Source organism: Flavobacterium sp. FG68 (genome assembly GCF_057808895.1).
This window is the reverse complement of sequence record NZ_JBMDIY010000002.1, coordinates 41659-64843: the sequence shown is the minus strand read 5'-3', so window position 1 is coordinate 64843 and position 23185 is coordinate 41659. Positions and strand designations below refer to the sequence as shown.

Below are 23185 nucleotides of genomic sequence, written 5' to 3'. Positions count from 1 at the left end.
TCTAGAAGTCATATACAACGACTTCAATATCATTACTCGAAAGCGTTTTGAGAATAATTGGTTCAATCATTTCCCACTTTCCTCCAGCCAAACCACAACCAATTCTAGGCATGTGAACAGAAGCATTATTTTCTTCTGCAAAATCAGAAACTGCTTCTAATCCTTCTTCAATGGCGTTGTATCGTATTGGAGCGCCTCCGTTTTCATCTTTATTTATTTTGTGCTGTCCAATTAAATTTGCTATCCATAAATCTTCTTCAACCTGAACAAACTGCACTTTTCCTAATTCAAAATTATCTTTTGATCTGAACCATTCTCTATATTGGGTTTCTGGTTCTTTCCATCTTTTTGAGATAGCCATTACAAATCCTTTTCCCCATCCTCCAACATCATTACAAACATGAACAATTATTTTGTTTCCTAATGTTTGAGGCGATGTTGCATCTCCTTTTATATATTGAATGTCTTTCATTTTTTATCTATTTTAATCAAACGTTCCTACGGAACGTAAATACAACCTGATAACATCTTATTCTACCGATGAGATATTCCTATGGAACATCTATAAAATGTTTTTGTAAATCTGATAATTTTCATCATCGAAGCAGACAAAAATTACCTTTTCTATTTCTGAAATTCTTTCAAAATCTTTTACCGTTCTTATTGCTATTTCTGCTGCTTTATCTTTCGGAAAATGATAAATCCCAGTACTAATATTCGGGAAAGCGATTGTTTTTATTCCGTTTTGAATAGCAAGGTTTAAACTATTTTTATAACAGTCGGCTAACAATTTTGATTTCTCTTCTTTATCGCCATTCCAAACCGGACCAACAGTATGAATAACATATTTAGAAGGCAGATTTCCTGCGGTTGTTATAACCGCTTCACCCGTTTTGCAGCCGCCTTGCTTATTTCGAATCTGAATACATTCATCCAAGATCACTTTTCCTCCTTTTCTGTGAATCGCGCCATCAACTCCGCCACCGCCAAGTAAAGAAGTGTTTGCAGCATTTACAATCGCATCAACCTGAATCTCTGTTATATCTGCTTTTAGAAGTTCTAAAATCATTTTTTAAATTCATTTAATTTGTTCCTTAGTCCGACATTTGAACTTATTACTGAACGATCTGTGAAATCCACTTTTACTATTTCAATCTCTCCAATAATATTAGAATTGAAATCGTTTAAATCTTCTGACGGAATCCAAAGTTCGTTATGATTTTTATCGCCTACATTTTGAACTTCATATTTCTCCAAAAAAGAGGTTTTGACTTCAAAAGCGGTGACTATTGCAATAAAACCTGAAAATTCATCAACGGTATTCCATTCTAAAGCAATTTGTTCTGCATATTGTTGATTCATTACAGGATAAAAAATGGGCTGCCAATCTAATCTTGGTGGAAAGGCTTTGTAATCCAAATCTGCAATAAGCTCCATTTCTTTCAATCCAACCGGACGATATAATCTTGTTGTTTCCATAATTTATTTCAATTCATCCCTAACTTCCATCAAAGCAAAACCTAAAAGATTTAATCCCTGCCATTTTTCAGGATCCGAAGCATTTGTATGATCGCTTGGCATTCCAATTCCCCAAATGGGATCAACCGGACTTGCTTCAACTAAAACCCGATCTTTTGTATTTAGTAAAAATGTTTTTAAATCCCGATTTTGACTGAACTTATGATAATTTCCCTGCTTTACAATCTCGTATCGGTTTTCTAACCAAAGTTTTTCGTCATAATTTCTAACTTCTCTTCCTAACTTTTTGGCTTCGGCCGGAGAATCTGCTTCTAGAATTTTTTCTAAGATTTCTTCATCCTGAAACAATTCTGCTTTTTTTGCCATCATCCAGTGTTCAGCCGTTTTATAGGTTACTTTTTCAACTTTAAAAGAACTTAACCACCATTGACTGAAACAGGTTTTGGTAATTTTTCCGTCTTTATTAGCCTGATGTCCCCAGAAAAATAAAAACTTACTTTCCGGAGCTATATCTTGAATATTGTATTTCATATTAATTGATCTAATTTGATTTGGAAAACTCTTTCATCATCAAAATCTTTAAAAGAATTTGTGGTGAAGATTTTGTCAAAACAATCCAGAACTTCAAAACCTTTGTTGAAAATTCCGTGGCTTACCGCTAAGTATAATTTTCCGGCATTTTTCTTTTTTAATTCTTCGGCGAGTCCAACAAAAGTTCCGCCGCCGTCGCAAATGTCATCTACAATTAAACAGTCAATTCCATTTAAATCATCTTCATAAACTTTAAAACCAGATAGTTTTCCTGTTTTTACATCTCGGCTTTTGCTGCATTCTACCACATCAATTCCACCTAAAAATTCAGAAACTTTGTAGATTTTCTTTAAAGCTCCGCCATCTGGAGAAATCAATTTCACGTTTTCACCAATAACTTTTAAAATTTGCTGAATAAAAGTATGGTTCGGAATTACGGTACAATTATTTACCAAAGCCGGAGTAACTTCTGAATGTGCATCAAAAACAAAAACTTTATTTAACTGAAGTCCGTTTATAATATCAGCATACACTTTTACAGATAAAGGTTCGCCGGGAATCATAACACGATCTTGTCTTGCAGCCGGGAAATACGGAATAAACAAATCGATGATTTTAACGTCCATTCTGCGTAAAGCATCAACCGTAATACACAACAAACCTAAATCATTGAAAGAGTTTAATCTGTGTGTGATTGTTATTTTTTGATTGCTATCAAAATCCGGATTAATTTTTATGTGTGGTTCTCCTCCAGAGAATGTAAAACTTTGAAATTTGATTTCTTCCTGATTTTGGAAAGGAGCGAATTTTGGGTCGAGATTTAGTATCATGGTTTTTTAGTTTGCGTTAATTATACGCAAATGTAGAATTAAATTTTAAATAAACAATTTATTTTGTGTAAAAATTACGCAAACTTTATTTCGAAGTGAAAGCCTTTTTGAGTTAACTCGTTATATTTCTGCTTATTAAACTTAAAAAGTTTAGCTGGACGACCTGTTTTTATTGGTGAAAATTTTTCTGTTTCCTCTAAAATATCAAAGCTTAAGATTTTTTTTCTGAAGTTTCGTCGGTCAATTTCTTTTTCTAAAATAGTGCAGTAAAGATTTTCAAGATCTGAAAATAAGAATTCTTCTGGAAGTAAATCAAAACCAATTGGTTCGTAAGTAAGTTTAGATTTTAATCTCGAAATTGCTTTTTCGAGTATTAAATTATGATCAAAAGCCAAAGCCGGAATTTCATCTATTTTACACCATTGTACTCTTTCGGCATCGCTACTTGCTTTGATATCTAAGTTTGAAGCATCCACCAAAGCATAATAAGCAACTGAAATTACACGATTTCTGGAATCTCTGTAAATATCATCTCCAAAGGTGTATAATTGTTCCATAAAAGTCAGCTGAACGTTTGTTTCTTCGTGCAGTTCACGAATAACGGCATCGCTCAAAGATTCAGAATTTTGAACCAAACCGCCAGGTAAAGCCCAATATTTTTCTGAAGTTCCAAATTGCTGTTCAATCAATAACACATATAAATCATTGTTTTTATATCCAAAAACAATCGCATCGACAGCAATTCTAATATTTTGTAAATTTTCCATAATCCTAAATCATATCAAACAAATATAACGAATGAGAGCCAATTTTATAATCTAATGCACAAGCATAAATTATAAAATTGACTCTCAATATTTTTATCTTACTATTTTTCTTTAACCTTTTCTAATTCACCGTAATACTTTTCTTTGGACTGCTTGTACACGCAGAACTTCCCTCTTTTGTAGTAACATCTGCCTTTACCTCAAATGTGCCGGCAGCCGCATAAGTATGTGAAACATTCATTCCTTCACCAGAAGTTCCATCTCCAAAAGTCCATTTTACAGAACTTACTGTTCTCGTTCCAGCATATTCTATCGAATAATTAATTTTCTTCGAATTAGCTCCATCAACAGAATGCTTTAATTGAATTAAAATTGATTCTCCAAAACAATCTACTATTTCTTCGTCATCATGCTTACTGCAGGAAAAACTCAAAAAAGCTATAATAACAACTGCAAAAATTCTTCTCATCTTTTTCATAAGTTATTGATTTTATGTTTGTTAAATTCAAATTTATACTTTTAAAAGGCAAGCATAAACAAAAAAAGAAGAATTTTCATATATTTTATAATCGTTTCAGATTTTAAAGAAAGCTTTTTTGGACATTATTAATTCACCTGTACATTTTTCTTTTCGATTACATTACAATTCTCTTGATCTTTTCTAACTGTAATATCCGCTTGAACTTCATAAGTTCCTGCTGTTTCATAAGTGTGCGTTACTCTTAAACCTTCTACAGTTGGTTTTCCATCACCAAATGTCCATTTTATAGAACTTAAGGATCCTGATCCTTCATATTTAACCGAATACGTAATTTTCTTAGCATTAAGTGGATCTAAAGAATATTGTATCTCAACCTTAGAGGATTGTCCCCAGCAATTTGTTATAGAATCTAATTGTTCTTCTGTGCAGGAATCACTGATAAAAATTACCATTAGTAGTAATAAAATTTTCGCCGCTATTTTCATTTAAGGTTTAAAGGGATTTGGTTAGTTAGATATTCTTAGAATTAATTACAATCTGTTACCGTAAAATAACTTTAGTTCTTTTGAAATAATTTCGAAAAACGAATTCAAATTATTGTTTTTTGGCGTCAGCAGATATACAAATTCTTCCGGAACGTGAAAACTGTTCCATACTAACTGCAATTTATTTTGTTTGATATAATCTCTTGCATTACAATTCCAGGTAACGGCTACTCCTTCGTTTTTAGATAAAAGTCTAAGCATTTCAGATTCTGAAGGAATAATATAATTAGGAACCATCGACGGTCTCTTTTTATTAAAAGCATGCAGCCAGAACATTTTTATATGCGGAATTCTCGCATCATGACTGTACCATTTTTGTGCATTGAGCCATTGTTCTATTTCTGTAAAATTATCGGCTTTTAATCTTTGGCGGAATTCTGTTATGTCTAAACTTGTTGGCGCAACCATAATCAGTTTAATTTTTCCAACAATTTCATAAGTTGTATCAAACGTATCAAACCTTTTTGTGGTAATGGCAAAATCGAGTTTTTTCGAATTCACTAATTCAAAAAGTTCGTCGTTTTCTGCAAAAGTAAAATCGATTAAATCAAACTTAGCAATTAAAAGATTACCGATACAATCGAAAAGATTTTTTGAAACCCCAACAGAAATTAATCGGTTGGCATCTTCTGCTTTTGCCCTGAAACCTGTTTCGACACTTTCGAGTCTGTCGAGTGCATCTATAATCAAATTATTCAGTAACTTAGCGTATTCGGTTGGCTCAACTCCTTTTGATTTCCGATTAAACAATTTATTCCCCACATGAGCCTCGAGCATAGAAATCTGCTGACTTACTGCAGGCTGGCTCATAAATAATTCCTTTGCGGCAACTGAAAAATTGCCGTTTTTGTAAACTGCTTTAAAAGTTCTGTACCATTCTAGATTTACCATGATATAAATTTGTTTATAGCAAACATAGTTTATTTTATTTTTACTAATATCACTTTCCGCGTAAATTTGTTAAAAATTTTAATCACATGAAAAAAATAGCATTACTCGCAATAATTGCATTTGCCACAGCAGGGGTTTCTGCTGTCGCACAAAAATCAAATAAAAAAGGGATGAAAAAAGTATTATTTGTTGTTACCAGCAACGATAAGCTGGGCAATACAGGAGAAAAGACAGGATTTTGGTCTGAAGAATTTGCAGCTCCTTATTATGAATTATTAGATAAAGGAGTTGAAATTACAATTGCCTCTCCGCTTGGAGGACAGCCGCCAATTGATCCAAAAAGTGCAGATCCATCATCGGCAACTGAAGACACAAAACGTTTTGATGCTGATAAAACTTTACAGGAAAAATTAAAAAACACGCTGAAACTATCAACTGTTAATCAAAAAGATTACGACGCCGTTTTTTATCCTGGTGGACACGGCCCACTTTGGGATTTAGTTGAAGATAAAAGTTCAATTTCTTTAATTGAAGATTTTTATACCCATAAAAAACCTGTAGCTTTTGTATGCCACGCTCCGGCTGTTTTAAAAAATGTAAAAGTAAAAGGGGATTATTTGGTAAAAGGCAAAAAAGTTACCGGATTTACAAATGACGAAGAAGAAGCGGTTGGATTAACTAAAGTTGTTCCGTTTTTATTAGAAGACGCTTTGGCATCAAATGGAGCAATTTTTTCTAAAGACGCAAACTGGCAGCCGTATGCTGTTGAAGATGGTCTTTTAATTACAGGCCAAAATCCGGCATCATCAAAATTAGTAGCTGGAAAATTGTTAGATCAATTAAAATAAATATTATAAGGCGCTAAGATTCTAAGTTGCTAAGGTTCTAAGATTTTAGCAACTTATCGTTTAAGTCTTAATCAATAAATTAAAAGAATAAATAACAAAAAGGTGCTAAATACTAAGACATTAAGTTTAAAAAAACTTAGTCCCTTAGAAACTTAGCATCTTAGAAACTCTAAAAAAATGCTAAACTTTGAATTATACAATCCGACGAATTTAATTTTCGGAAAAGGACAAATTGAAAAACTTTCGACTTTAGTTCCAAAAGATGCTAAAATCCTTTTGGCTTATGGCGGTGGAAGTATTTTTAAAAATGGTGTTTACGATCAGGTAATCACAAACTTAAAAGGTTTTGAAATTGTTGAATTTGGAGGAATTGAGCCAAATCCGCATTTTGAAACTTTAATGAAAGCTGTTGAAGTTATCAAAGCAGAAAAAATCAATTTTATTCTTGCCGTAGGCGGAGGATCTGTAATTGACGGTGTGAAATTTATTTCGGCAGCCGTTAATTTCCAAGGAAATCCTATAGATATTTTACAAAAAAGAATTTTAATTAAAGAAAATGCTGTACCATTCGGAACTGTTTTAACGCTTCCTGCAACGGGAAGTGAAATGAATTCAGGTTCTGTAGTTACAATCGAAGCTACTCAGGAAAAACTGGCTTTTGGCGGAAGTGCTTTATTTCCAAAATTTTCTATCTGTGATCCAACTGTAATTGAATCTTTACCAAAAAGACAAATTCAAAACGGTGTTGTTGATGCTTTCACGCACGTAATGGAACAATACTTAACTTATCCACACGAAGGTTTTCTTCAAGACAGAATCGCCGAAGGAATTTTACAGACTTTAATTGAAGTTGGTCCAAAAGTGGTTGAAAATCCAAATGATTATGCTTTGGCTTCCAACTTTATGTGGAGCTGTACAATGGCTTTAAACGGATTAATTCAAAAAGGGGTTCCAAGTGATTGGGCAACACATATGATTGGTCACGAATTAACAGCTCTTTACGGAATTGATCATGCGAGAACTTTGGCAATTATTGGCCCAAGTTTATACAACGTAATGTTCGAAACTAAAAAAGGTAAATTAGCCCAATACGGAAGACGTATTTTTAATCTTTCAGGTTCTGATGACGAAGTGGCGAAAGAAGCTATCAATAAAACAGTTGAGTTTTTCCATACCATGGGAATGGATACAAAACTTTCTCAATATACAGATGATTATACCAAAACGGCAGATTTTATCGTAAATCGTTTCGACGAAAGAGGCTGGAAAGGTTTAGGCGAAAATCAATTGGTAACTTTAGATAAAGTAAAATCTATTGTTGAGCTTAGTTATTAAGTAAATTCCAAATTCCAATAGCATACTTAATTATTGGGATTTGGAATTTTTTATTTAAAATATAAATCTCATTATAATATTAACAACTTGGAATTTGGAATTTCTAAAATTGGAATTTGTATTTAACTAAAAAAGGCGTTCTTAACAAGTTTAGGAACGCCTTTTCAAAATACTAAAACAAAACTAACTAACTCAATTCTTGATAAATTCATTAAATTCTAATTTACAATTAGTTACAACGCACGTTTTTATTCTTTATTGCATACTTGTTAAAAATATTTTTTATTTTATCCAAACATGCTGAAAACCATTGAAATTAAAGACGTTCATCAAATTTCTTAAATCAGATTTTGTATTATTACTACATTATTAAGTACTTTTGTTTTAAATTATTAAAATAATGAGCGGAAAATTAAAATTTGCAGTAATTGGAGGAGGAAGCTGGGCAACGGCAATTACAAAGATGTTATGTGTGAATCTTTCAGAAATTGCCTGGTATATGCGTAATGAATCTGCAATCGAACATATCCAAAAATACAAACACAATCCAAATTATTTAAGTTCTGTTGAATTTGACACCAGCAAACTTAGATTAACAAGCAATATAAACGAGGCAATTGAATTTGCTGATTATATTATTTTTGCAATTCCATCTGCTTTCTTGGATGCCGAATTAAAAAACATGACGGTTTCATTAGCTGATAAAATCATTTTTTCAGCCATTAAAGGAATTGTTCCAGAAACAAGTTTAATCGTTGGTGAACACTTTCACATTCAATACGATATTCCATATTATAATATTGGTGTTATTACTGGCCCTTGCCACGCTGAGGAAGTTGCTCTTGAAAGACTTTCTTACTTAACAATTGCCTGCGGAGATCCTGAAAAAGCTCGTACAGTTGCAAAATCGCTTTCAGGAAATTATATTAAAGCAAAAATTTCTGATGATATTATTGGTACCGAATATGCTGCAATGCTTAAAAACATTTATGCAATCGCTGCCGGAATTGCTCACGGTTTAGGTTATGGAGATAATTTCCAATCGGTTATGATGAGTAACGGAATTCGTGAAATGAAAAAATTCATTCGAAAAGTACATAAAATGAAACGTAACATTAATGATTCTGCTTATTTAGGAGATTTATTAGTTACAGGATATTCGGTTTTCTCAAGAAACAGAATGTTCGGAAACATGATTGGAAAAGGATATACAGTAAAAAGCGCCATGATGGAAATGAGCATGGTTGCGGAAGGTTATTACGCAACAAAAAGTGCTTATAAACTAAATCAGGGTTACGGAGCAAAAACACCTATTATAGATGCTGTTTATGCTGTTTTATACGAAGGAAAAGATGCGAAGTCTGTATTTAAGAAACTTACGGAGTCTTTAGATTAGTTTTTTTTAAAGAATATAGAATAAAGAGTATAGAAAATAGACTTATACTTTTAGAATAAAAAAGAGTCAAGACTTATTTAATTTCGTCTTGACTCTTTTTCTTTTCCTGCAAGGTTTTTAAAACCTTGTAGGTATTTATTATAGGTGGTGTTAAATTCTAAACCTACAAGGTTTTAAAAACCTTGCAGGAGAAATGCTACTTCACCATTATCCCTTCAACAAACAAAATAGGCACTTCTTCCGTGTTATTTTCGTTAATTAAATTAGATTTGAATATGAATTTCTTATCGTACAAAGTATTCCCAATGAAGAATGTTACCATAAATTCATTATTCAAAACCAAAAGGCTTTTCTCTATCATTTCGATCTTTACCACAGAAACAGCCGGAACTTCAACAAAAGCGTGACGTAAAACCGATGTTTTTTTCATTTCGCCATCTATAGTTCCAAATGCTTTTGAAACTACCATAACACTGTCTAAATTAAAGTCGCTGTCGTTTACAAGATAAGCGTACCACACTTTTTCCATAAAATCATCGCTCCATTCCTGCACCGCAGCAAGAAACACATTTTCAACTTCTGGAATTGTTATATCTTTTTTCATTTTTATTAAAAGCTTTAAAACCTTTGTCAAAGCCTAAACTTCAACAAAGGTTTATTATATTATGATAATAAATTAGACACAGAATTAATCTAAAATCTACAGTCTAAAATCTAAAATTGCAACTTATATATTTGCTTTAAATTGCTCTAAGAAACGAACATCATTTTCATAGAACATACGGATATCGCCAATTTGGTATAAAAGCATTGCAATACGCTCTACTCCCATTCCAAAAGCAAAACCGTTGTATTCGTCTGGATTTATATCACAGTTTTTCAAAACGTTTGGATCAACCATTCCGCAGCCACCAATTTCTAACCAGCCCGTTCCTTTAGTAATACGGTAATCTGTTTCAGTTTTTAATCCCCAATAGATATCTATTTCAGCACTTGGCTCTGTAAAAGGGAAATAAGACGGACGAAGACGGATTTTAGATTTTCCGAACATTTCTTTAGTGAAATAAAGTAACGTTTGTTTCAAATCTGCAAAAGAAACATCTTTGTCAATATACAATCCTTCTACCTGATGGAAAATACAGTGTGAACGCGATGAAATAGCTTCATTACGAAAAACACGTCCCGGTGAAATAGTACGAATTGGCGGTTTATGATTTTCCATATAACGCACCTGAACAGATGATGTATGCGTACGCAACAAAACGTCAGGATTGGTCTGAATGAAAAATGTATCCTGCATATCTCTTGCCGGATGGTATTCCGGAAGGTTTAATGCCGTAAAGTTATGCCAGTCGTCTTCAATTTCCGGACCTTCAGAAACGTTGAATCCAATATTGGCAAAAATATCTATAATCTGATTTTTTACGATAGAAATAGGGTGACGAGAACCAATAATTACCGGTTCTGCAGCACGCGTTAAATCGCCAAAAATTCCTTTTGTCTCCTCTTTGCTTTCAAGTTCTTCCTGAATCGCTTTTACTTTTTCTTCAGCAATAGCTTTTAAGGTATTCATTACAACTCCAAAATCTTTTTTCTGGTCGTTCGGGATATTTCTAAACTCATTAAAAAGTTCTCTTACTAAACCTCTACTTCCTAAATATTTAATACGGAATTGTTCTAACGATTCTTTATTTTTCTCATTAAAGGCTTTCGCTTCCTCTATATGTTGTTTGATCTTATCTATCATTTTCCTTCGATAATTGAGAGTACAAATTTAGTGTTTTTAGTTTAAAGTATACAGTCGCAGTCGCAGTTTTCGGTTTTCAGTTCAATCGACTGAAAACTGAGACTGCGACTGCAAACTAAAAATTACTCTATTAGTTTTCTTTCTAAAAAATAATTTACAATTGCTTCTTTCATTAAAACAGATTGTTCTCCGGCTTTTAGCGGAGGCAATTGTTCTTTTACTTTGTAATGCGGCCAGCCTTCAGCATCAAAAAAATCAAATTCATAAAATCCATAAGGTTCAAGCAATCTGCAGATTGCAATATGCATTAAGTTTAATTTTTCATCTTTTTTGAATTCACGGTGCACTTTTCCGAGTTCCTGAACTCCAATTAGGTAAATTATGGCATCTAAATCTAAGTCTTCGCCTTGCGAAAATTGATTTGAAAGTATATCGACGAGCTTTTCCCAGCGCTCTTTTAGTTGTGTATCTCTAGACATTTTTATTTATGATTTTAGATTTTAGATTGCTGATTTAAAATCTAAAATCTGCAATCTGAAGTCTTAAATTAGAGCTGCAAAGATACGCAGTTCAAATTTCAATCATACCAAAAATAAAAAATATAGGATTTTAAAATAATATTACCGAAAGTCTGCTTGTTTATTGATATTCAATAACCGTTTTTGAAATCACAAAATTATTCGATTTTGCGATCTTTTTTATCTCAATTGGAAAGTCATCAGCATTATACGTTATTTCAAAATTATAATAAACAGGAGTTTCAGTTGTAACAGGATAATAATATTCTCTTGATGTAACATTATTATTAGATATTCCGTCAAAGCCTTCTGTCTCAAAAACAAGTCGATAATATTTATTCATAAATTTCATCGGGTTGTTTTTAGTGTCATAAAAATATTTGTTTTTAGAAATAGTTTCAGGTCCAAATAAAGATGATTTCTCAGTAATTTCCATCGCATTTTTATTCTGATCAAAAGAATATATTGATTGTTCCTGAACTACAAAATTTCCACCTGTTAAGTAACCTGATTTTTGTAAAGCAAGAATTCCATTTTTATACCAATACTCAGTTCTCTCATCTTGATTTGCTCCTGATAAAGTATATTCTAAAAGATCTCCATCATAATAAAATGTTGTAGAACCATTCGCAATATCATTTTTAAAATAATTTACCTTACTGATTTTATCTCCGTTATATAAAAACTCAGATCTGTTTTTACCCGAAGTAACACTTTTTAAAATATTATTTTCGTATGAAAAATTTAATGTTTGAGTTTCAGAATCGTTCGAAAAATAAATGGTTTCAGTTATTTTTTTTATCAGAATTGATTTTGGATCAACTGTATTATCTTTGTCCCCGTTGTCGTTTGAACAAGATGTAAATAATATAACAGCTAAAATTTTGATTAACAGGTTTTTTCTCATTGTGGTATTTTTTACAAAAATAGAAATATAATCCATTTCATAACCTTATCATGAGTTTTTTTGATATTATCGTTGCCGCACTTTTAATTTACAGTTTATACAAAGGAATTAAAAACGGGCTTTTTGTAGAAGTTGCTTCTTTTATTTCACTTTTATTGGGAATTTATCTTGCGATTAAATTTTCTTCTTTAATAGCAGGCATGATTTCAAAACATGTTTCATGGAATCCTACTAATATTCAAATTACTGCTTTTATCTTAACTTTTATTCTGGTTGTAATTGGTGTTTATTTCCTTGCTAAAATATTAACCGGAATTGCTGATTTTGCAATGCTGGGATGGATGAATAAATTAGGCGGAGGCTTTTTCAGAATCTTAAAAACAATCCTGATTTTAAGTATTTTTATTGCTTTGTTTGAAAAAATCAACTTCAATAATACTTTCGCTAAAAAGGAAACTCTAGATAAATCTATTTTCTATAATCCGGTAAAAAAAGTTGCGGCTTTTGTTTATCCATCTATTGAAAAATGGTACGAAACTTTTAAAGAAAAACAGGCTGAGAAATCTGAAGAAGAAAAAGATCCTTCTAAAAAAGAATAATATTCTTTGCGCAAAGTAAACCCGACAGGTTTTAAAAACCTGTCGGGTTTGTTAATTAGTGTGTCAGGCTGAGCGAAGTCGAAGCCCTTTTATGTTAATCGAGCCTTCGACTTCGCTCAGGATGACAATAGGTTCAAAATAATATTTAGAAATTTATTTCTGTTTTATCATCTTTCTTTAAAGTAATATCTTGTTTTTTATCTCCAAAAATTAAAGTTGTTTTCCCTCCTTTTTTAGAAGAAACAATCACTTTTTCGGGTTTCTTATTGTTCCAAATTATTTCTAATTCAAACCCGCCTCTTGCGCAAATTCCTTTTACAGAACCTTGCTCCCAGGCATCTGGTAAAGCAGGCAATAATCTAATTTCATTTTCATTAGACTGCACTAACATTTCGGCAACTGCTGCGGCTCCACCAAAATTTCCATCAATTTGAAATGGCGGATGCGCATCGAATAAATTCGGATAAGTTCCTCCGCCTCTTCTTGGTTTTTCCGTTTTCTTTCCGTCCGGATCAACATAACGCAGTAATTCGCGGAACATTTTATAAGCACGGTTTCCGTCCCAAAGTCTTGCCCAAAGATTAATTCTCCAGCCTTTTGACCAGCCCGTGGTTTCATCACCTTTTATTTCGAGTGTTTTTCTCGAAGCTTCGGCTAAATCTGGAGTTTTTAAAGGCGTAATATGATCACCCGGAAAAAGTCCGAATAACTGCGATTGATGACGATGTTTCGGATCATTATCTTCCCAGTCAAAATACCATTCCTGAAGGTTTCCTTTTTTACCAATTTGATACGGATAAAGTTTTGCCAATGCTGTTTCTAATTTTTTTCTGAAATCAGCATCAATATTAAGAACCTTTGAAGCCTTAATTGTTTTATCAAAACATTCGCGAATCATAGCTAAATCGGCAGTTCCTCCATATAATGTAGCACCAATAAAACCGTCTGCTAGTTTATATTGATTTTCTGGCGAAGTAGATGGCGATGTAATTAAATTTCCATTTTTATCTGTTACCAGCCAGCCCAAACAAAATTCGGCTGCACCTTTCATTAAAGGATAACCTTCTTTTTTTAAATAAGCTTCATCCTGCGTAAAAATATAATGTTCCCAAATATGTGTGCTTAACCAAGCGCCCGCTATTGGCCAGCAAGCCCACATTGGTTCTTCTTTTCCAAATTGCCCAACAGGATTTGTCATTGCCCAGATATCAGAATTGTGCGCCGCCGCCCAGCCTTCGTTTACACCATAAAAAGTCTTTGCTGTCACTTTTCCGGTTACCGAAAGATTTTTTATAAAACTCAAAAGCGGCAAATGCATTTCTGAAAGATTCGTGTTTTCTGCCAGCCAGTAATTTTCTTCGAGATTAATATTCATCGTATAATTACTGCTCCAAGGCGGATTCAAATACGGATTCCAAATTCCCTGCAAATTCGCCGGAACGCCCAATGTTCTTGAAGAACTTATTAATAAATAGCGTCCGTAATTAAAATAGAGAATTTCGAGGTTTTTATCTTCTTTCCCGTCAGCGTAGCGCAGTAAACGTTCGTCTGTTGGTAAATCTGGTGCTGTGGTTTTGCCTAAATCTAATGTTACACGATTGTAGAATTTTTGATAATCGGCAATATGATTTTCTTTTAATTTGTCGAAAGGTTTTGCAAACGCCTTGTTCAAATTTTGCAATGCAATGTTTACATCATCAGGACCTTCAGTTGCTGGATTTTTGTCAAAACCATTAAAACTTGTGGCTACAGAAACATAAATAATCGCTTCCGTCGCATCTTTTAAAGTTAGTGTTTCTCTGGAACTTGTAATTTGTCCGTCCGTTTTTTTGATTTGGACTAAAGTCGTGAATTTTGTTCCTCTGTCTTTTATCTCCAGATATTTTGGAGAAACAGTATATCCGGCATTTTCATGAATGGGTGCAGAACCGGTCATTACCAAAATATTATTTCTTACTTCAACAGTTGACTGTAAAAGGCTTTTTAAATTGATATCAAAGTTTAAAGCTCCTTTTTGGTCGGCTGTTAATTTGATTGCCATAATTTGATCCGGAGCCGAAACAAAATATTCACGGGTGTATTTTATTCCGGCCATTTCGTAACTTACTTTCGAAATGGCGTTCGAAATATCCAGTTCTCTATGATAATTTACCGCCTTTCCTTTTTCAGCATTATTGATTTCTAATGTTCCTAAAGGTGCATAAGATTCGGAGTTTTTTCCCTGAACTTTCTTGTTTAATTCTTCGGCCAGTTTATAGTTCTCATTTTTTAATGCTTCGCGAATTTCGGGAATGTTTTTATACGCTTCCGGATTCATTTTTGCATTCACAGGTTCTCCCGACCAAAGCGTCGCATCATTCAAATAAATCTTATCTGAATTTGCACCTCCAAAAACCGTTGCACCCATTTTTCCGTTTCCTAAAACCAAACTTTCTTCAAAGAAATCAGCAGGCTTATCGTACCATAAAACATTTTTCGATTGTGCCGAAATGTTTGTGTAGTAAGAGGCGAAAAGTAAAAAGAGAAATGTTTTTATGATGATTTTTGGATTCATAGGCTTGTTGTTTTTTGTTTTGGATATTTTAACCAATATTACCACAGACTTGTCATTTCGACGAAGGAGAAATCTTCGCAAGAAACTCCGCAACAATAATACAAACTTTGTCGAGCTACTCGCGAAGATTTCTCCTTCGTCGAAATGACATAAAAGGCGTTGAGTATGCGTGAGGGATAGGAGCTGGCTACCGAAGTAGCGCGGATAGCCCGACCATATCCTGATAAGTGGGCGAATAAGCGCAAAGAAAATTTGCCCGCTTATCAGGATATGGTCACGCCCAAAAACTATTTACTCACTTTGTAAACTTCATTCGCCGTAATCATTTCCCAATTATCAGTTCTAAATGGCGATGCCGGGAATTTTTCTTTGTTGAAAAGATTAATTTCGGTATCGTCATCTGCCCAGCCATAATGAACTGCAACGGGATTTTGAACCTGATCGCTTGATACAATTACTTTGTTGTCTTTTATTATCGCTTTCGCGGAATGAAAAACTTTGTCTGCACCTGCAATTTCGAATCCTTTTAGGTTTTCTGAATTATCTGAAGCCGTTAATCCCGAACCAATATTATCGAAAGTCAAAATAATTTGATTTCCTTTTATTTCCTGCGATTTATAAGTTGGTCCGCTGTGAACTTGTTTTTTGCCATAAATATTATTTAAAGCAACTGCCGCCAAACGCAATCCAATATCTTGTTTGTTTGTTGGATGAATGTCTTTTGCATTTCCAATATCCGTCGTAACCGCCATTCCTGTATTTGGCAGTTTTAAAGTTTCAGACTGTGCTTCGCGAAGTTCTGCCCAACGGCTTCCTGTTTTACTGTTTCCGTTGAACTCATTGAAAGTTGATAATTGAACGAAATAAAAAGGAAAATCACCTTGTTTAAACTTTGTTCGCCAGTCTGTAATCATTAACGGAAATGCTTTTTTGTACTGCTTCGCTCTCCAAACATTGGCTTCGCCCTGATACCATAAAACGCCTTCAATAGCGTACGGAACCAGCGGATTTACCATGGCATTGTATAACAACGACGGATAACTGTTTGGTGATAATGCTGTTTTTACAGTAATAACTTTAAATTTCCATTTTCCGTCAAGCGGAATATTTTTACTGCCGAGACTTAGTTTTAAATCGGCTGCATCGCCGTAGATTCCACCGCCGCCGCCATTATCTACAATTCTAACCGAAATTACATTTTTTCCTTCTTTCAAAACATTTGACGGAATTTCATAAATACGTTTGAAATCGTATTGTGCGTTTTTACCCACTTTGATTCCGTTAACGTATGTAATGTCTTCATCATCAATTTTTGAAAGATAAAGTGTTGCTTTGTTTTTTATATCTTCTGCAGAAAGTGTAATCGTTTTTCGCATCCAAACCACGCCGTCTAAATCACCTAAAGGCTGATTTTCCCATAAACTCGGTGTATTTAGTTCTCCCCAAGATAAATCGTTGAATTCTGAATCCTTAAAAGTGTTTTCATTATCTGTACTTACCGGCGTTCCCTGAATTTTCTCGACTCTTTCTTTCATGTTTTTGGCATACAATTTCGAAATAGAATCTACATTTAACGAAGGAACTTCAGCAATCATAGATTTGAAATCATCACTTTTTTGAAATGCTTCGCGGCTTGTCCAGGTTTCAACATTGGTTCCGCCCCAAGAAGTATTAATAATTCCAATTGGGATTTTTAATTCGGCATATAATTTTCTGGCGAAATAATATCCAACTGCTGTAAAATTGCCAACAGTTTCTTTATTTGCTGCTTCCCATTTTTCGGCTTTTAAATCGTCTTTTGGTTTTCCGCTTAAATCCTGCGCAACGCCAAAATGACGAATCATTGGATAATCAGAATTGGCGATTTCTTTTTCGGCATTTATCGTTTTAAAAACCTGAAATTCCATATTCGATTGTCCGCTGCAAATCCAAACTTCACCAACCAAAACATTTTTGATCGTGATTTTATTTTTTCCGATAATTATTAATTCGAAAGGTCCGCCCGCTTTTTCAGAATTTAGATTTAAAGTCCATTTTCCGTTTTTATCGGCAGTTGTTTTTTGTATTTGTTTGTTAAAATGAACCTCTATTTTTTCATTTGCATCGGCAAAACCCCAAATTGGGATTTTTTTGTCGCGCTGCAACACCATTCCGTCAGAAAACAGCAAGGGCATTGTGACATTTGCATTAGCTAAAACATTTATTATCAGAAAAATAAATACAATACATTTTTTCATTTCTTCTAAATTTAAATTGTTTAAACCATATAAGTGATATAAGATAATTTAAGCTCAATGCTGACAAAAAACTTAATTTTACTTATATCACTTATATGGTTTATAAAAACTTTTTTACTGTAATCCTTCTTTTAAAGCGGTTAAGGCCTGAGTATCGAAAACGGAATTATCACTTCTTTTAAAAATTCCAAAACCATTATTTTCTATGCTTCCTTCGTCCCAATAAAAAGGTAATAATCCATTTGCTTTTGCTGTTTTTACCACCGTTTTTAAATAATACGCTCTCGAAGCTAAATGTAAAGTTAAGGCATCTCCGGTTAAAGTCGTTCTGCGAATTGCTCCAAATTCTCCTAACAAAACCGGAATTCCTTTATCAACAAACTGCGCTTTCATTAATTTAAAATTTTTCTCTAAATCTGCTTCTTCTCCATAAGTTGCATTTCGTTCTGTATCTGTTGTGGAATGATAATTTGCTCCCCAATAATAGAACATTTTTCCCCAGGTTTCATCTTTAGTTAAACCGCCAAAATTCCACGGAGCATAATAATGAACCTCAACCATCATTCTGTTTGCTGCAGAATCGGTTGGCAAAGTAGTCATTAATTTGTTTGTTTTTTCAATATCTGTCGTTGGTCCCTGAACTACTAAAGTACGATAAGCATTTTTTCCTCCGGTTGAACGAACTGCATTAATGAAAGTTTGATGATACGAAGTTAAAACTGCCATTTGTGCCGCATCTTCAACTGCTGGTTCGTTGGCACTTGCAAAAAGTAAATGTTCATCAAATCCTCGTAAATGTGTTGCGATTTGCTCCCAAAAAGCTTTTTGTTTCGCATTGTTTTCGACTTTTTTGGCTTCGGTGATATTATTTTCCAGCCAGCCGCCGTCCCAGTGAATATTCACTACAACGTACATATCATTGTCCACACAATACTGCACTACTTCTTTAACTCTGTCGAGCCATTCTGTTTTGATTTTTGCTGTTGAAGCATTTTCCAAATATTGATTCCACGAACATGGAATTCTTATCGCATTAAATCCGTTTGCTTTTACAGCATCAATCAACGCTTTTGTAACTTTTGGATTTCCCCATGCGGTTTCACCTCCGGTTGCTTCTAAAGTATTACCGATATTCCATCCCAATTTTATTTTTGCTGCTAATTGTACAGCAGTACTTGACATTCCGGATTGATCTGCCGTAATTGGGTTTGTATTGTAACTCGGATATAAACTCGTAACAACTGCCGCGCCTGCCTGAGTAACTGCAATTTGTACAGATGAAGTTTCGCCTGAATTAATTGTAATTGTTGCCGTTCTTGCTTCGGTACTTGTATTTTCCAGAGCTGTTATTTTAACGGTAATAGTTCCCGAAGTTCCTCCCGCCTGACTTAACTGAAGCCAGTTTGAATTTGGATTACTAATTGTCCATGCCGTAACATTTGTATTTATTTTTACGCTGGCTTCGCTTCCTTTGCTTACAAAATCAATTTTATTAGTGTCGACTGTAAGTGTTTTTGCCGCTGCTTTTTCTCCTTCTTTATCAGAACTGCAAGCCCAAAGACTCAAAAATGAAAAGCATAAAAGAGTACTTAAAAAATAAGTTTTAATTGTATTTTTCATCTTATTTGATTGTTACAGGAATTTCTTTTTTAATATCTCTTGAAGAATTCCCCACTTTTAAAGTGTATTTTCCTGGCTCAACTGTCCATTTTTTGGCAGTAACATCATAATAAGCTAATTCTTTTACCGGAACTTTAATTGTAACTGTTTGCGAAGATCCTGCTTTTACTAAAACTTTTGAGAATCCTTTTAGTTCTTGTGCTGCGCGGGTAATTTTAGAACCTGATTTTGAAGCGTATAATTGAACTACTTCTTTTCCATCCTCTTTTCCTGTGTTTTTTACTTCAACAGAAACTGAGATTGTTTCATTTTGCGCATAATCAGTTTTATCTGCTTTCGCATTTTCAAAACCAAAAGTAGTATATGATAATCCGTAACCAAAAGGATATAAAGGCGCAATATTTTTTGTATCAAACCAACGGTATCCAATTAAAATTCCCTCAGCATAATTTACTGTTTTTCCTCCAGGGAAACTGTTTGTGGCATGCGCCGGAGAATCCATAATTGCTTTAGGCATTGTCCAAGGTAATTTTCCTGACGGATTTACTTTTCCTAATAAAACATCGGCTAAAGCATTTCCTCCTTCAGAACCGTTAAACCAAGACCAAACTACAGCTTGCGATTTTTTGCTGATATTTTCAATTTCAAAAGGCGCTCCGGCAACAAAAACTACAATTGTTTTTGGATTTACTGCCAATACTTTCTGAATTAATTCTTCTTGTCCAAAAGGCAAATGCAAATCTCTACGGTCTGAAGCTTCAGTTTCGTAATCACGGTTTGAGCCTGCAAAAATGATCGCAACATCAGAATTTTTAGCAGCTTCAACTGCTTCCTGAACTTTTGCCGGATCTAATTGATCAATTGTTACCGGACCGTTTGATGTGATGTTTCCTAGATTTCCTTTATTTTTTTCGTCGTAACGCTCTAAATAACCTTCGGCATAATTGATTTTTATTGAAGATGGAAGCCTGTTTTTTAAACCTTCAAGAGGCGTAATTTCTCTTTTTGTTTTTACTCCCGCACCAAATCCGCCAAGAGCATTTTTCTTTGTGGCATTGTTTCCAATTACAGCGATAGATTTAACTCCGTCTAATTTTAATGGCAATGCGTTGTTTTCATTTTTCAATAAAACAACTGCTTCTGCAGCAATTTTATAAGCATCTTGGTAATGTGCTTCGGTTGCGATACTTCCTTTTGTACGTTCGCCGCCGCCCATTGCTTTAACTTGGAATAAAACTCGTAAAATACGTTTTACATGAAGATCAATTTCTTTTTCTGAAACTTCACCAGATTTTACCGCAGCAATTAATTTATCGGCTAAGAAAAATTCGTTGAAAGGTTTTGGTGTCCCCATTTCAATATCTAAACCGTTTTTTAATGATTTTGCTGTAGAATGAACCGCAGCCCAGTCTGAAACCACAATTCCTTTAAATCCCCATTCGTCACGAAGGATTTTGTTTAGCATATAATCGTTCTCACATAAATATTCTCCTCTAAATTTATTGTAAGCGCCCATTATGCTGTATGCTTTTGCTTCTTTTACCGAAGCTTCAAAAGCCGGAAGGTAAATTTCACGAAGTGTACGCTCGTCAATTTGTACATCAACATAATCACGATTGGTTTCCTGATTGTTTGCTGCAAAATGTTTTACACATGCCATTACATCTTTTTCCTGTAAACCAACGATCAAAGGCACTGCGATTTTTTTATTCAAAAACGGATCTTCAGACATGTATTCGTAAGTTCTTCCACCAAGTGGCGTTCTTACCATATTAATTGCCGGAGAAAGCAGCATATCTTTATCTCTTGCACGCAATTCTTCTCCTAAACTAGTTCCGAAAGTATGCGCCATTTCTGCATTCCAAGTTGCTGCCAGAGCGCCGCCTGCTGGATAATAAGTTGCAAAATCGTTTGTCCATCCTGCCGGAGCCCAATTGTCGCGTGAAATTTCTTCACGAACACCAAGCGGTCCGTCGGCCATTTTTAATTCCGGAATTCCTAAACGTTTTACGCCCGCATTGGCAAACATACTGTTACCGTGAAGCATTCCAACTTTTTCCTCAAGTGTCATTTGAGAAATTAATTTATCTATTTCGGCATCATGTTCTGTACCGATTTCTTTTCCTAAATATTCTTTTTGAGCTGATTCAGCATCTGAATTTTGTACTTCATTTTTGCACGAAACAAACAGCATCACTGCCAGTGCCGCCGAGAAGTATATAAATTTGTTTTTCATTGATTGTGGTTTTTTAGTTTTTAGATTTTATAGTTAGTTTACTGTTTTACAAATCTAAACATATAAACATCATTTTCATTAATTGAAATATCTCTATTGAATGCTCCTTTTGAATCTATTTTTATTTTTTCTGTAGAAAGCAGACAATCGTTATTTTTTTCTTTGAGCAATTTTACCTGTTCTTTACTTAACTGTTTTGGACTTTTCATTGCCAAGTAATCGGCATAAACATCGTGTGTTTTATAACCGACTTTGTAAATTTCTAAATCGTATTTTCCTTTTGCCAAATTGTCTAATTCGATTTTTACAATTCCTTTTGATTTCGACGGTAAATCCTGAAGATAATAGGTTTGGTTTAAAACTTTATCGCCGGGATGTGTATTGGTAAAATCCCAGAACAAAAGTTGTACATCGCCTTTTTCATTTTTAGTTATCCACGAATTTTTATCTGTATTTTGAAGTTCTGTTTCTCCTAATTTGTTCATTAAATAATAGGAGAAATAAGCTGGCTTTTTAATTCCCTGTGTATTCAGTAATCCGAAACCGCCGTGAAAAGGTGTAAATCTTGGCCCGGCTTCTTCAAAAATATCAGTAAAAACCCAATAAGACATGGAATTTGCGGCATTGCCAACTTGTTTTATTTTTTGCAAAATATACGCTGCAGAATGATAACTGTCGTGAATTGGATCTGCTGGCGTATAAGAAGCACTCCATTCGGTATAATGCAATTCTAAATTTGGTTTTGCCGAAGCTGTAATTTGTTTTCTGGAATTTAAAATATCGCCGGTTACGCTGAATTCATCCTGACTTAAAATTGTTCCCGAAGTTCCGAATTCATCCAAATATCCGTGTTTTACACCGTAAGTATGTGTTGAAATAAAATCGATTGGAACATTATTCTTCGCACAAAAATCAATTGTTTCAGGAACCCACGCTGCTCCCGCAGTAGCAGGACCACCGACTTTGTATTCTTTATTTACATTTTTTACTGCACGCGCCGCATATTCATATAATTTGAAATAATCGGCTTGTGTTCCTGTCCAGAAACCTGGTGATAAATTGGGTTCGTTCCAAACTTCAAAATACCATGTTTTTACTTCTTCTGCTCCGTATCGTTCTGTAAAATGCTGGGTTAAATTTTGAATTAAATCTTCCCATTTTTTATAATCTTTTGGAGGCGTTACATTTCCTTTCCACCAAAAAATAGTTTCTTTTCCGCTTGCCAAAGCATTCGGCATAAAACCTAATTCTACAAAAGGTCTCATTTTTAAACTCACAATATAATCAAACAAAACATCAACATATTGAAAATTGTATTCGGGATTTCCTTTTTCGTCTTCGCGATAAACCGCCATATCATCGGTCAATAAACCGTGCATTCGGATGTACTTAAAATCACATTCTTTTTTTACCAACGCCAGTTGTTCCTGCCAGTCGGCGCGTAAACCTTCGTTTGCTCTTCCTGCACCAATGCATTCTTTAAACATGGTGTTTAATTTTCCTGCTTCTTTATTGTAGTCGATTTTTATGATTCGGTTTTCAGCATTGTTATTTTGTCCAATAATTTGGATTGAATGAATTAAAACCAGTAGTATAAAAATTCTTTTCATATCTGTTCGGAATTACATTGTGTTAGACGCACTGCTGTGCGTCTCTACGAATTA

22 protein-coding genes are annotated in these 23185 nt (G+C 34.0%); 4 read left to right on the top strand and 18 right to left on the bottom strand.

Annotated elements, in window-relative coordinates; translation table 11 throughout:
- Position 1 precedes the first annotated feature (1 nt).
- From ACODSB_RS01635 to ACODSB_RS01595, 9 genes are all read right to left on the bottom strand, one after another.
- Positions 2–472, bottom strand: coding sequence for a macro domain-containing protein (locus ACODSB_RS01635; RefSeq protein WP_488935764.1), 471 nt, complete (start codon positions 470–472; stop codon positions 2–4).
- 90 nt (positions 473–562) lie between these two features.
- Positions 563–1069: an O-acetyl-ADP-ribose deacetylase gene (locus ACODSB_RS01630; RefSeq protein ID WP_488935763.1), complete on the bottom strand. Its 507-nt coding sequence runs from the start codon at positions 1067–1069 to the stop codon at positions 563–565.
- Positions 1066–1479, bottom strand: a complete 414-nt coding sequence (locus tag ACODSB_RS01625; RefSeq protein ID WP_456904043.1) for an ADP-ribosylation/crystallin J1 — start codon at positions 1477–1479, stop codon at positions 1066–1068. Before ACODSB_RS01625 ends, ACODSB_RS01630 begins: the two co-directional genes overlap by 4 nt.
- A 3-nt stretch (positions 1480–1482) precedes the next feature.
- Entirely contained in the window at positions 1483–2010 is a 528-nt protein-coding gene (gene ybiA, locus ACODSB_RS01620; protein ID WP_488935762.1) for a riboflavin biosynthesis intermediates N-glycosidase, read from the bottom strand.
- Positions 2007–2840: a ribose-phosphate diphosphokinase gene (gene prs, locus ACODSB_RS01615; RefSeq protein WP_180855966.1), complete on the bottom strand. Its 834-nt coding sequence runs from the start codon at positions 2838–2840 to the stop codon at positions 2007–2009. Before prs ends, ybiA begins: the two co-directional genes overlap by 4 nt.
- A 74-nt stretch (positions 2841–2914) precedes the next feature.
- On the bottom strand, positions 2915–3607 hold the full coding sequence (locus ACODSB_RS01610) for an NUDIX hydrolase (RefSeq protein WP_488935761.1): 693 nt from the start codon (positions 3605–3607) through the stop codon (positions 2915–2917).
- A gap of 121 nt (positions 3608–3728) precedes the next feature.
- Complete coding sequence (locus tag ACODSB_RS01605; RefSeq protein WP_488935760.1) at positions 3729–4085, bottom strand: PKD domain-containing protein; 357 nt, start codon at positions 4083–4085, stop codon at positions 3729–3731.
- Positions 4086–4213: 128 nt separating this feature from the next.
- Positions 4214–4573, bottom strand: coding sequence for a PKD domain-containing protein (locus tag ACODSB_RS01600; protein WP_488935759.1), 360 nt, complete (start codon positions 4571–4573; stop codon positions 4214–4216).
- 45 nt (positions 4574–4618) lie between these two features.
- Entirely contained in the window at positions 4619–5524 is a 906-nt protein-coding gene (locus tag ACODSB_RS01595; RefSeq protein ID WP_053473411.1) for a LysR family transcriptional regulator, read from the bottom strand.
- Positions 5525–5610: 86 nt separating this feature from the next.
- On the opposite strand from ACODSB_RS01595, the gene ACODSB_RS01590 reads away from it, so the two are divergent.
- The 3 genes from ACODSB_RS01590 (at position 5611) to ACODSB_RS01580 (ending at position 9103) form a co-directional block, all read left to right on the top strand.
- Complete coding sequence (locus ACODSB_RS01590) at positions 5611–6372, top strand: type 1 glutamine amidotransferase domain-containing protein (protein WP_488935758.1); 762 nt, start codon at positions 5611–5613, stop codon at positions 6370–6372.
- A 177-nt stretch (positions 6373–6549) separates the two neighbouring features.
- A complete protein-coding gene (locus tag ACODSB_RS01585; protein WP_488935757.1) occupies positions 6550–7707 on the top strand; it encodes an iron-containing alcohol dehydrogenase in 1158 nt (385 codons plus the stop codon).
- A gap of 400 nt (positions 7708–8107) precedes the next feature.
- Positions 8108–9103: an NAD(P)H-dependent glycerol-3-phosphate dehydrogenase gene (locus ACODSB_RS01580; RefSeq protein WP_053473413.1), complete on the top strand. Its 996-nt coding sequence runs from the start codon at positions 8108–8110 to the stop codon at positions 9101–9103.
- Between the two features lie 196 nt (positions 9104–9299).
- Here ACODSB_RS01580 and ACODSB_RS01575 read toward each other — a convergent pair whose 3' ends face one another.
- The 4 genes from ACODSB_RS01575 to ACODSB_RS01560 all read right to left on the bottom strand — a co-directional run bounded on the left by ACODSB_RS01575 (position 9300) and on the right by ACODSB_RS01560 (position 12275).
- The gene (locus ACODSB_RS01575; RefSeq protein WP_053473414.1) at positions 9300–9707 is read right to left on the bottom strand and encodes a hypothetical protein; all 408 of its coding nucleotides are present in this window, start codon (positions 9705–9707) and stop codon (positions 9300–9302) included.
- Positions 9708–9830: 123 nt separating this feature from the next.
- The gene (pheS, locus tag ACODSB_RS01570) at positions 9831–10850 is read right to left on the bottom strand and encodes a phenylalanine--tRNA ligase subunit alpha (protein ID WP_488935756.1); all 1020 of its coding nucleotides are present in this window, start codon (positions 10848–10850) and stop codon (positions 9831–9833) included.
- A gap of 122 nt (positions 10851–10972) precedes the next feature.
- Positions 10973–11329 carry a hypothetical protein gene (locus tag ACODSB_RS01565; protein WP_073485692.1) on the bottom strand — a complete coding sequence of 119 codons (357 nt, stop codon included), beginning with the start codon at positions 11327–11329 and terminating at the stop codon, positions 10973–10975.
- 160 nt (positions 11330–11489) lie between these two features.
- A complete protein-coding gene (locus ACODSB_RS01560; RefSeq protein ID WP_488935755.1) occupies positions 11490–12275 on the bottom strand; it encodes a hypothetical protein in 786 nt (261 codons plus the stop codon).
- 50 nt (positions 12276–12325) lie between these two features.
- Between ACODSB_RS01560 and ACODSB_RS01555 the strand changes: the two genes are divergently transcribed.
- On the top strand, positions 12326–12874 hold the full coding sequence (locus ACODSB_RS01555; protein ID WP_488935754.1) for a CvpA family protein: 549 nt from the start codon (positions 12326–12328) through the stop codon (positions 12872–12874).
- Between the two features lie 145 nt (positions 12875–13019).
- On the opposite strand, the gene ACODSB_RS01550 is transcribed toward ACODSB_RS01555, so the two are convergent.
- From ACODSB_RS01550 to ACODSB_RS01530, 5 genes are all read right to left on the bottom strand, one after another.
- Entirely contained in the window at positions 13020–15428 is a 2409-nt protein-coding gene (locus tag ACODSB_RS01550; RefSeq protein ID WP_488935753.1) for a glycoside hydrolase family 95 protein, read from the bottom strand.
- Positions 15429–15715: 287 nt separating this feature from the next.
- A complete protein-coding gene (locus ACODSB_RS01545; protein WP_488935752.1) occupies positions 15716–17665 on the bottom strand; it encodes a sialate O-acetylesterase in 1950 nt (649 codons plus the stop codon).
- Positions 17666–17779: 114 nt separating this feature from the next.
- Complete coding sequence (locus ACODSB_RS01540) at positions 17780–19285, bottom strand: cellulase family glycosylhydrolase (protein ID WP_488935751.1); 1506 nt, start codon at positions 19283–19285, stop codon at positions 17780–17782.
- Between the two features lies 1 nt (position 19286).
- Positions 19287–21521 (bottom strand): glycoside hydrolase family 3 C-terminal domain-containing protein, encoded by a 2235-nt coding sequence (locus ACODSB_RS01535; RefSeq protein WP_488935750.1) that lies wholly within the window; start codon positions 21519–21521, stop codon positions 19287–19289.
- Between the two features lie 38 nt (positions 21522–21559).
- Complete coding sequence (locus ACODSB_RS01530) at positions 21560–23131, bottom strand: GH39 family glycosyl hydrolase (protein WP_488935749.1); 1572 nt, start codon at positions 23129–23131, stop codon at positions 21560–21562.
- Positions 23132–23185 lie beyond the last annotated feature (54 nt).

Excerpts from the sequence above, each read along its gene's own strand:
- ACODSB_RS01600 (WP_488935759.1), bottom strand. The coding sequence starts at position 4,573 with ATGAAAATAGCGGCGAAAATTTTATTACTACTAATGGTAATTTTTATC.
- ACODSB_RS01575 (WP_053473414.1), bottom strand. The coding sequence starts at position 9,707 with ATGAAAAAAGATATAACAATTCCAGAAGTTGAAAATGTGTTTCTTGCT.
- ACODSB_RS01625 (WP_456904043.1), bottom strand. The coding sequence starts at position 1,479 with ATGGAAACAACAAGATTATATCGTCCGGTTGGATTGAAAGAAATGGAG.
- ACODSB_RS01550 (WP_488935753.1), bottom strand. The coding sequence starts at position 15,428 with ATGAATCCAAAAATCATCATAAAAACATTTCTCTTTTTACTTTTCGCC.
- ACODSB_RS01605 (WP_488935760.1), bottom strand. The coding sequence starts at position 4,085 with ATGAAAAAGATGAGAAGAATTTTTGCAGTTGTTATTATAGCTTTTTTG.
- ACODSB_RS01595 (WP_053473411.1), bottom strand. The coding sequence starts at position 5,524 with ATGGTAAATCTAGAATGGTACAGAACTTTTAAAGCAGTTTACAAAAAC.
- ACODSB_RS01585 (WP_488935757.1), top strand. The coding sequence starts at position 6,550 with ATGCTAAACTTTGAATTATACAATCCGACGAATTTAATTTTCGGAAAA.
- ACODSB_RS01635 (WP_488935764.1), bottom strand. The coding sequence starts at position 472 with ATGAAAGACATTCAATATATAAAAGGAGATGCAACATCGCCTCAAACA.
- ACODSB_RS01630 (WP_488935763.1), bottom strand. The coding sequence starts at position 1,069 with ATGATTTTAGAACTTCTAAAAGCAGATATAACAGAGATTCAGGTTGAT.
- ACODSB_RS01610 (WP_488935761.1), bottom strand. The coding sequence starts at position 3,607 with ATGGAAAATTTACAAAATATTAGAATTGCTGTCGATGCGATTGTTTTT.
- ACODSB_RS01580 (WP_053473413.1), top strand. The coding sequence starts at position 8,108 with ATGAGCGGAAAATTAAAATTTGCAGTAATTGGAGGAGGAAGCTGGGCA.
- ACODSB_RS01590 (WP_488935758.1), top strand. The coding sequence starts at position 5,611 with ATGAAAAAAATAGCATTACTCGCAATAATTGCATTTGCCACAGCAGGG.
- ACODSB_RS01540 (WP_488935751.1), bottom strand. The coding sequence starts at position 19,285 with ATGAAAAATACAATTAAAACTTATTTTTTAAGTACTCTTTTATGCTTT.
- ACODSB_RS01565 (WP_073485692.1), bottom strand. The coding sequence starts at position 11,329 with ATGTCTAGAGATACACAACTAAAAGAGCGCTGGGAAAAGCTCGTCGAT.
- ACODSB_RS01535 (WP_488935750.1), bottom strand. The coding sequence starts at position 21,521 with ATGAAAAACAAATTTATATACTTCTCGGCGGCACTGGCAGTGATGCTG.
- ACODSB_RS01560 (WP_488935755.1), bottom strand. The coding sequence starts at position 12,275 with ATGAGAAAAAACCTGTTAATCAAAATTTTAGCTGTTATATTATTTACA.
- ybiA (WP_488935762.1), bottom strand. The coding sequence starts at position 2,010 with ATGAAATACAATATTCAAGATATAGCTCCGGAAAGTAAGTTTTTATTT.
- ACODSB_RS01555 (WP_488935754.1), top strand. The coding sequence starts at position 12,326 with ATGAGTTTTTTTGATATTATCGTTGCCGCACTTTTAATTTACAGTTTA.
- ACODSB_RS01530 (WP_488935749.1), bottom strand. The coding sequence starts at position 23,131 with ATGAAAAGAATTTTTATACTACTGGTTTTAATTCATTCAATCCAAATT.
- pheS (WP_488935756.1), bottom strand. The coding sequence starts at position 10,850 with ATGATAGATAAGATCAAACAACATATAGAGGAAGCGAAAGCCTTTAAT.
- prs (WP_180855966.1), bottom strand. The coding sequence starts at position 2,840 with ATGATACTAAATCTCGACCCAAAATTCGCTCCTTTCCAAAATCAGGAA.
- ACODSB_RS01545 (WP_488935752.1), bottom strand. The coding sequence starts at position 17,665 with ATGAAAAAATGTATTGTATTTATTTTTCTGATAATAAATGTTTTAGCT.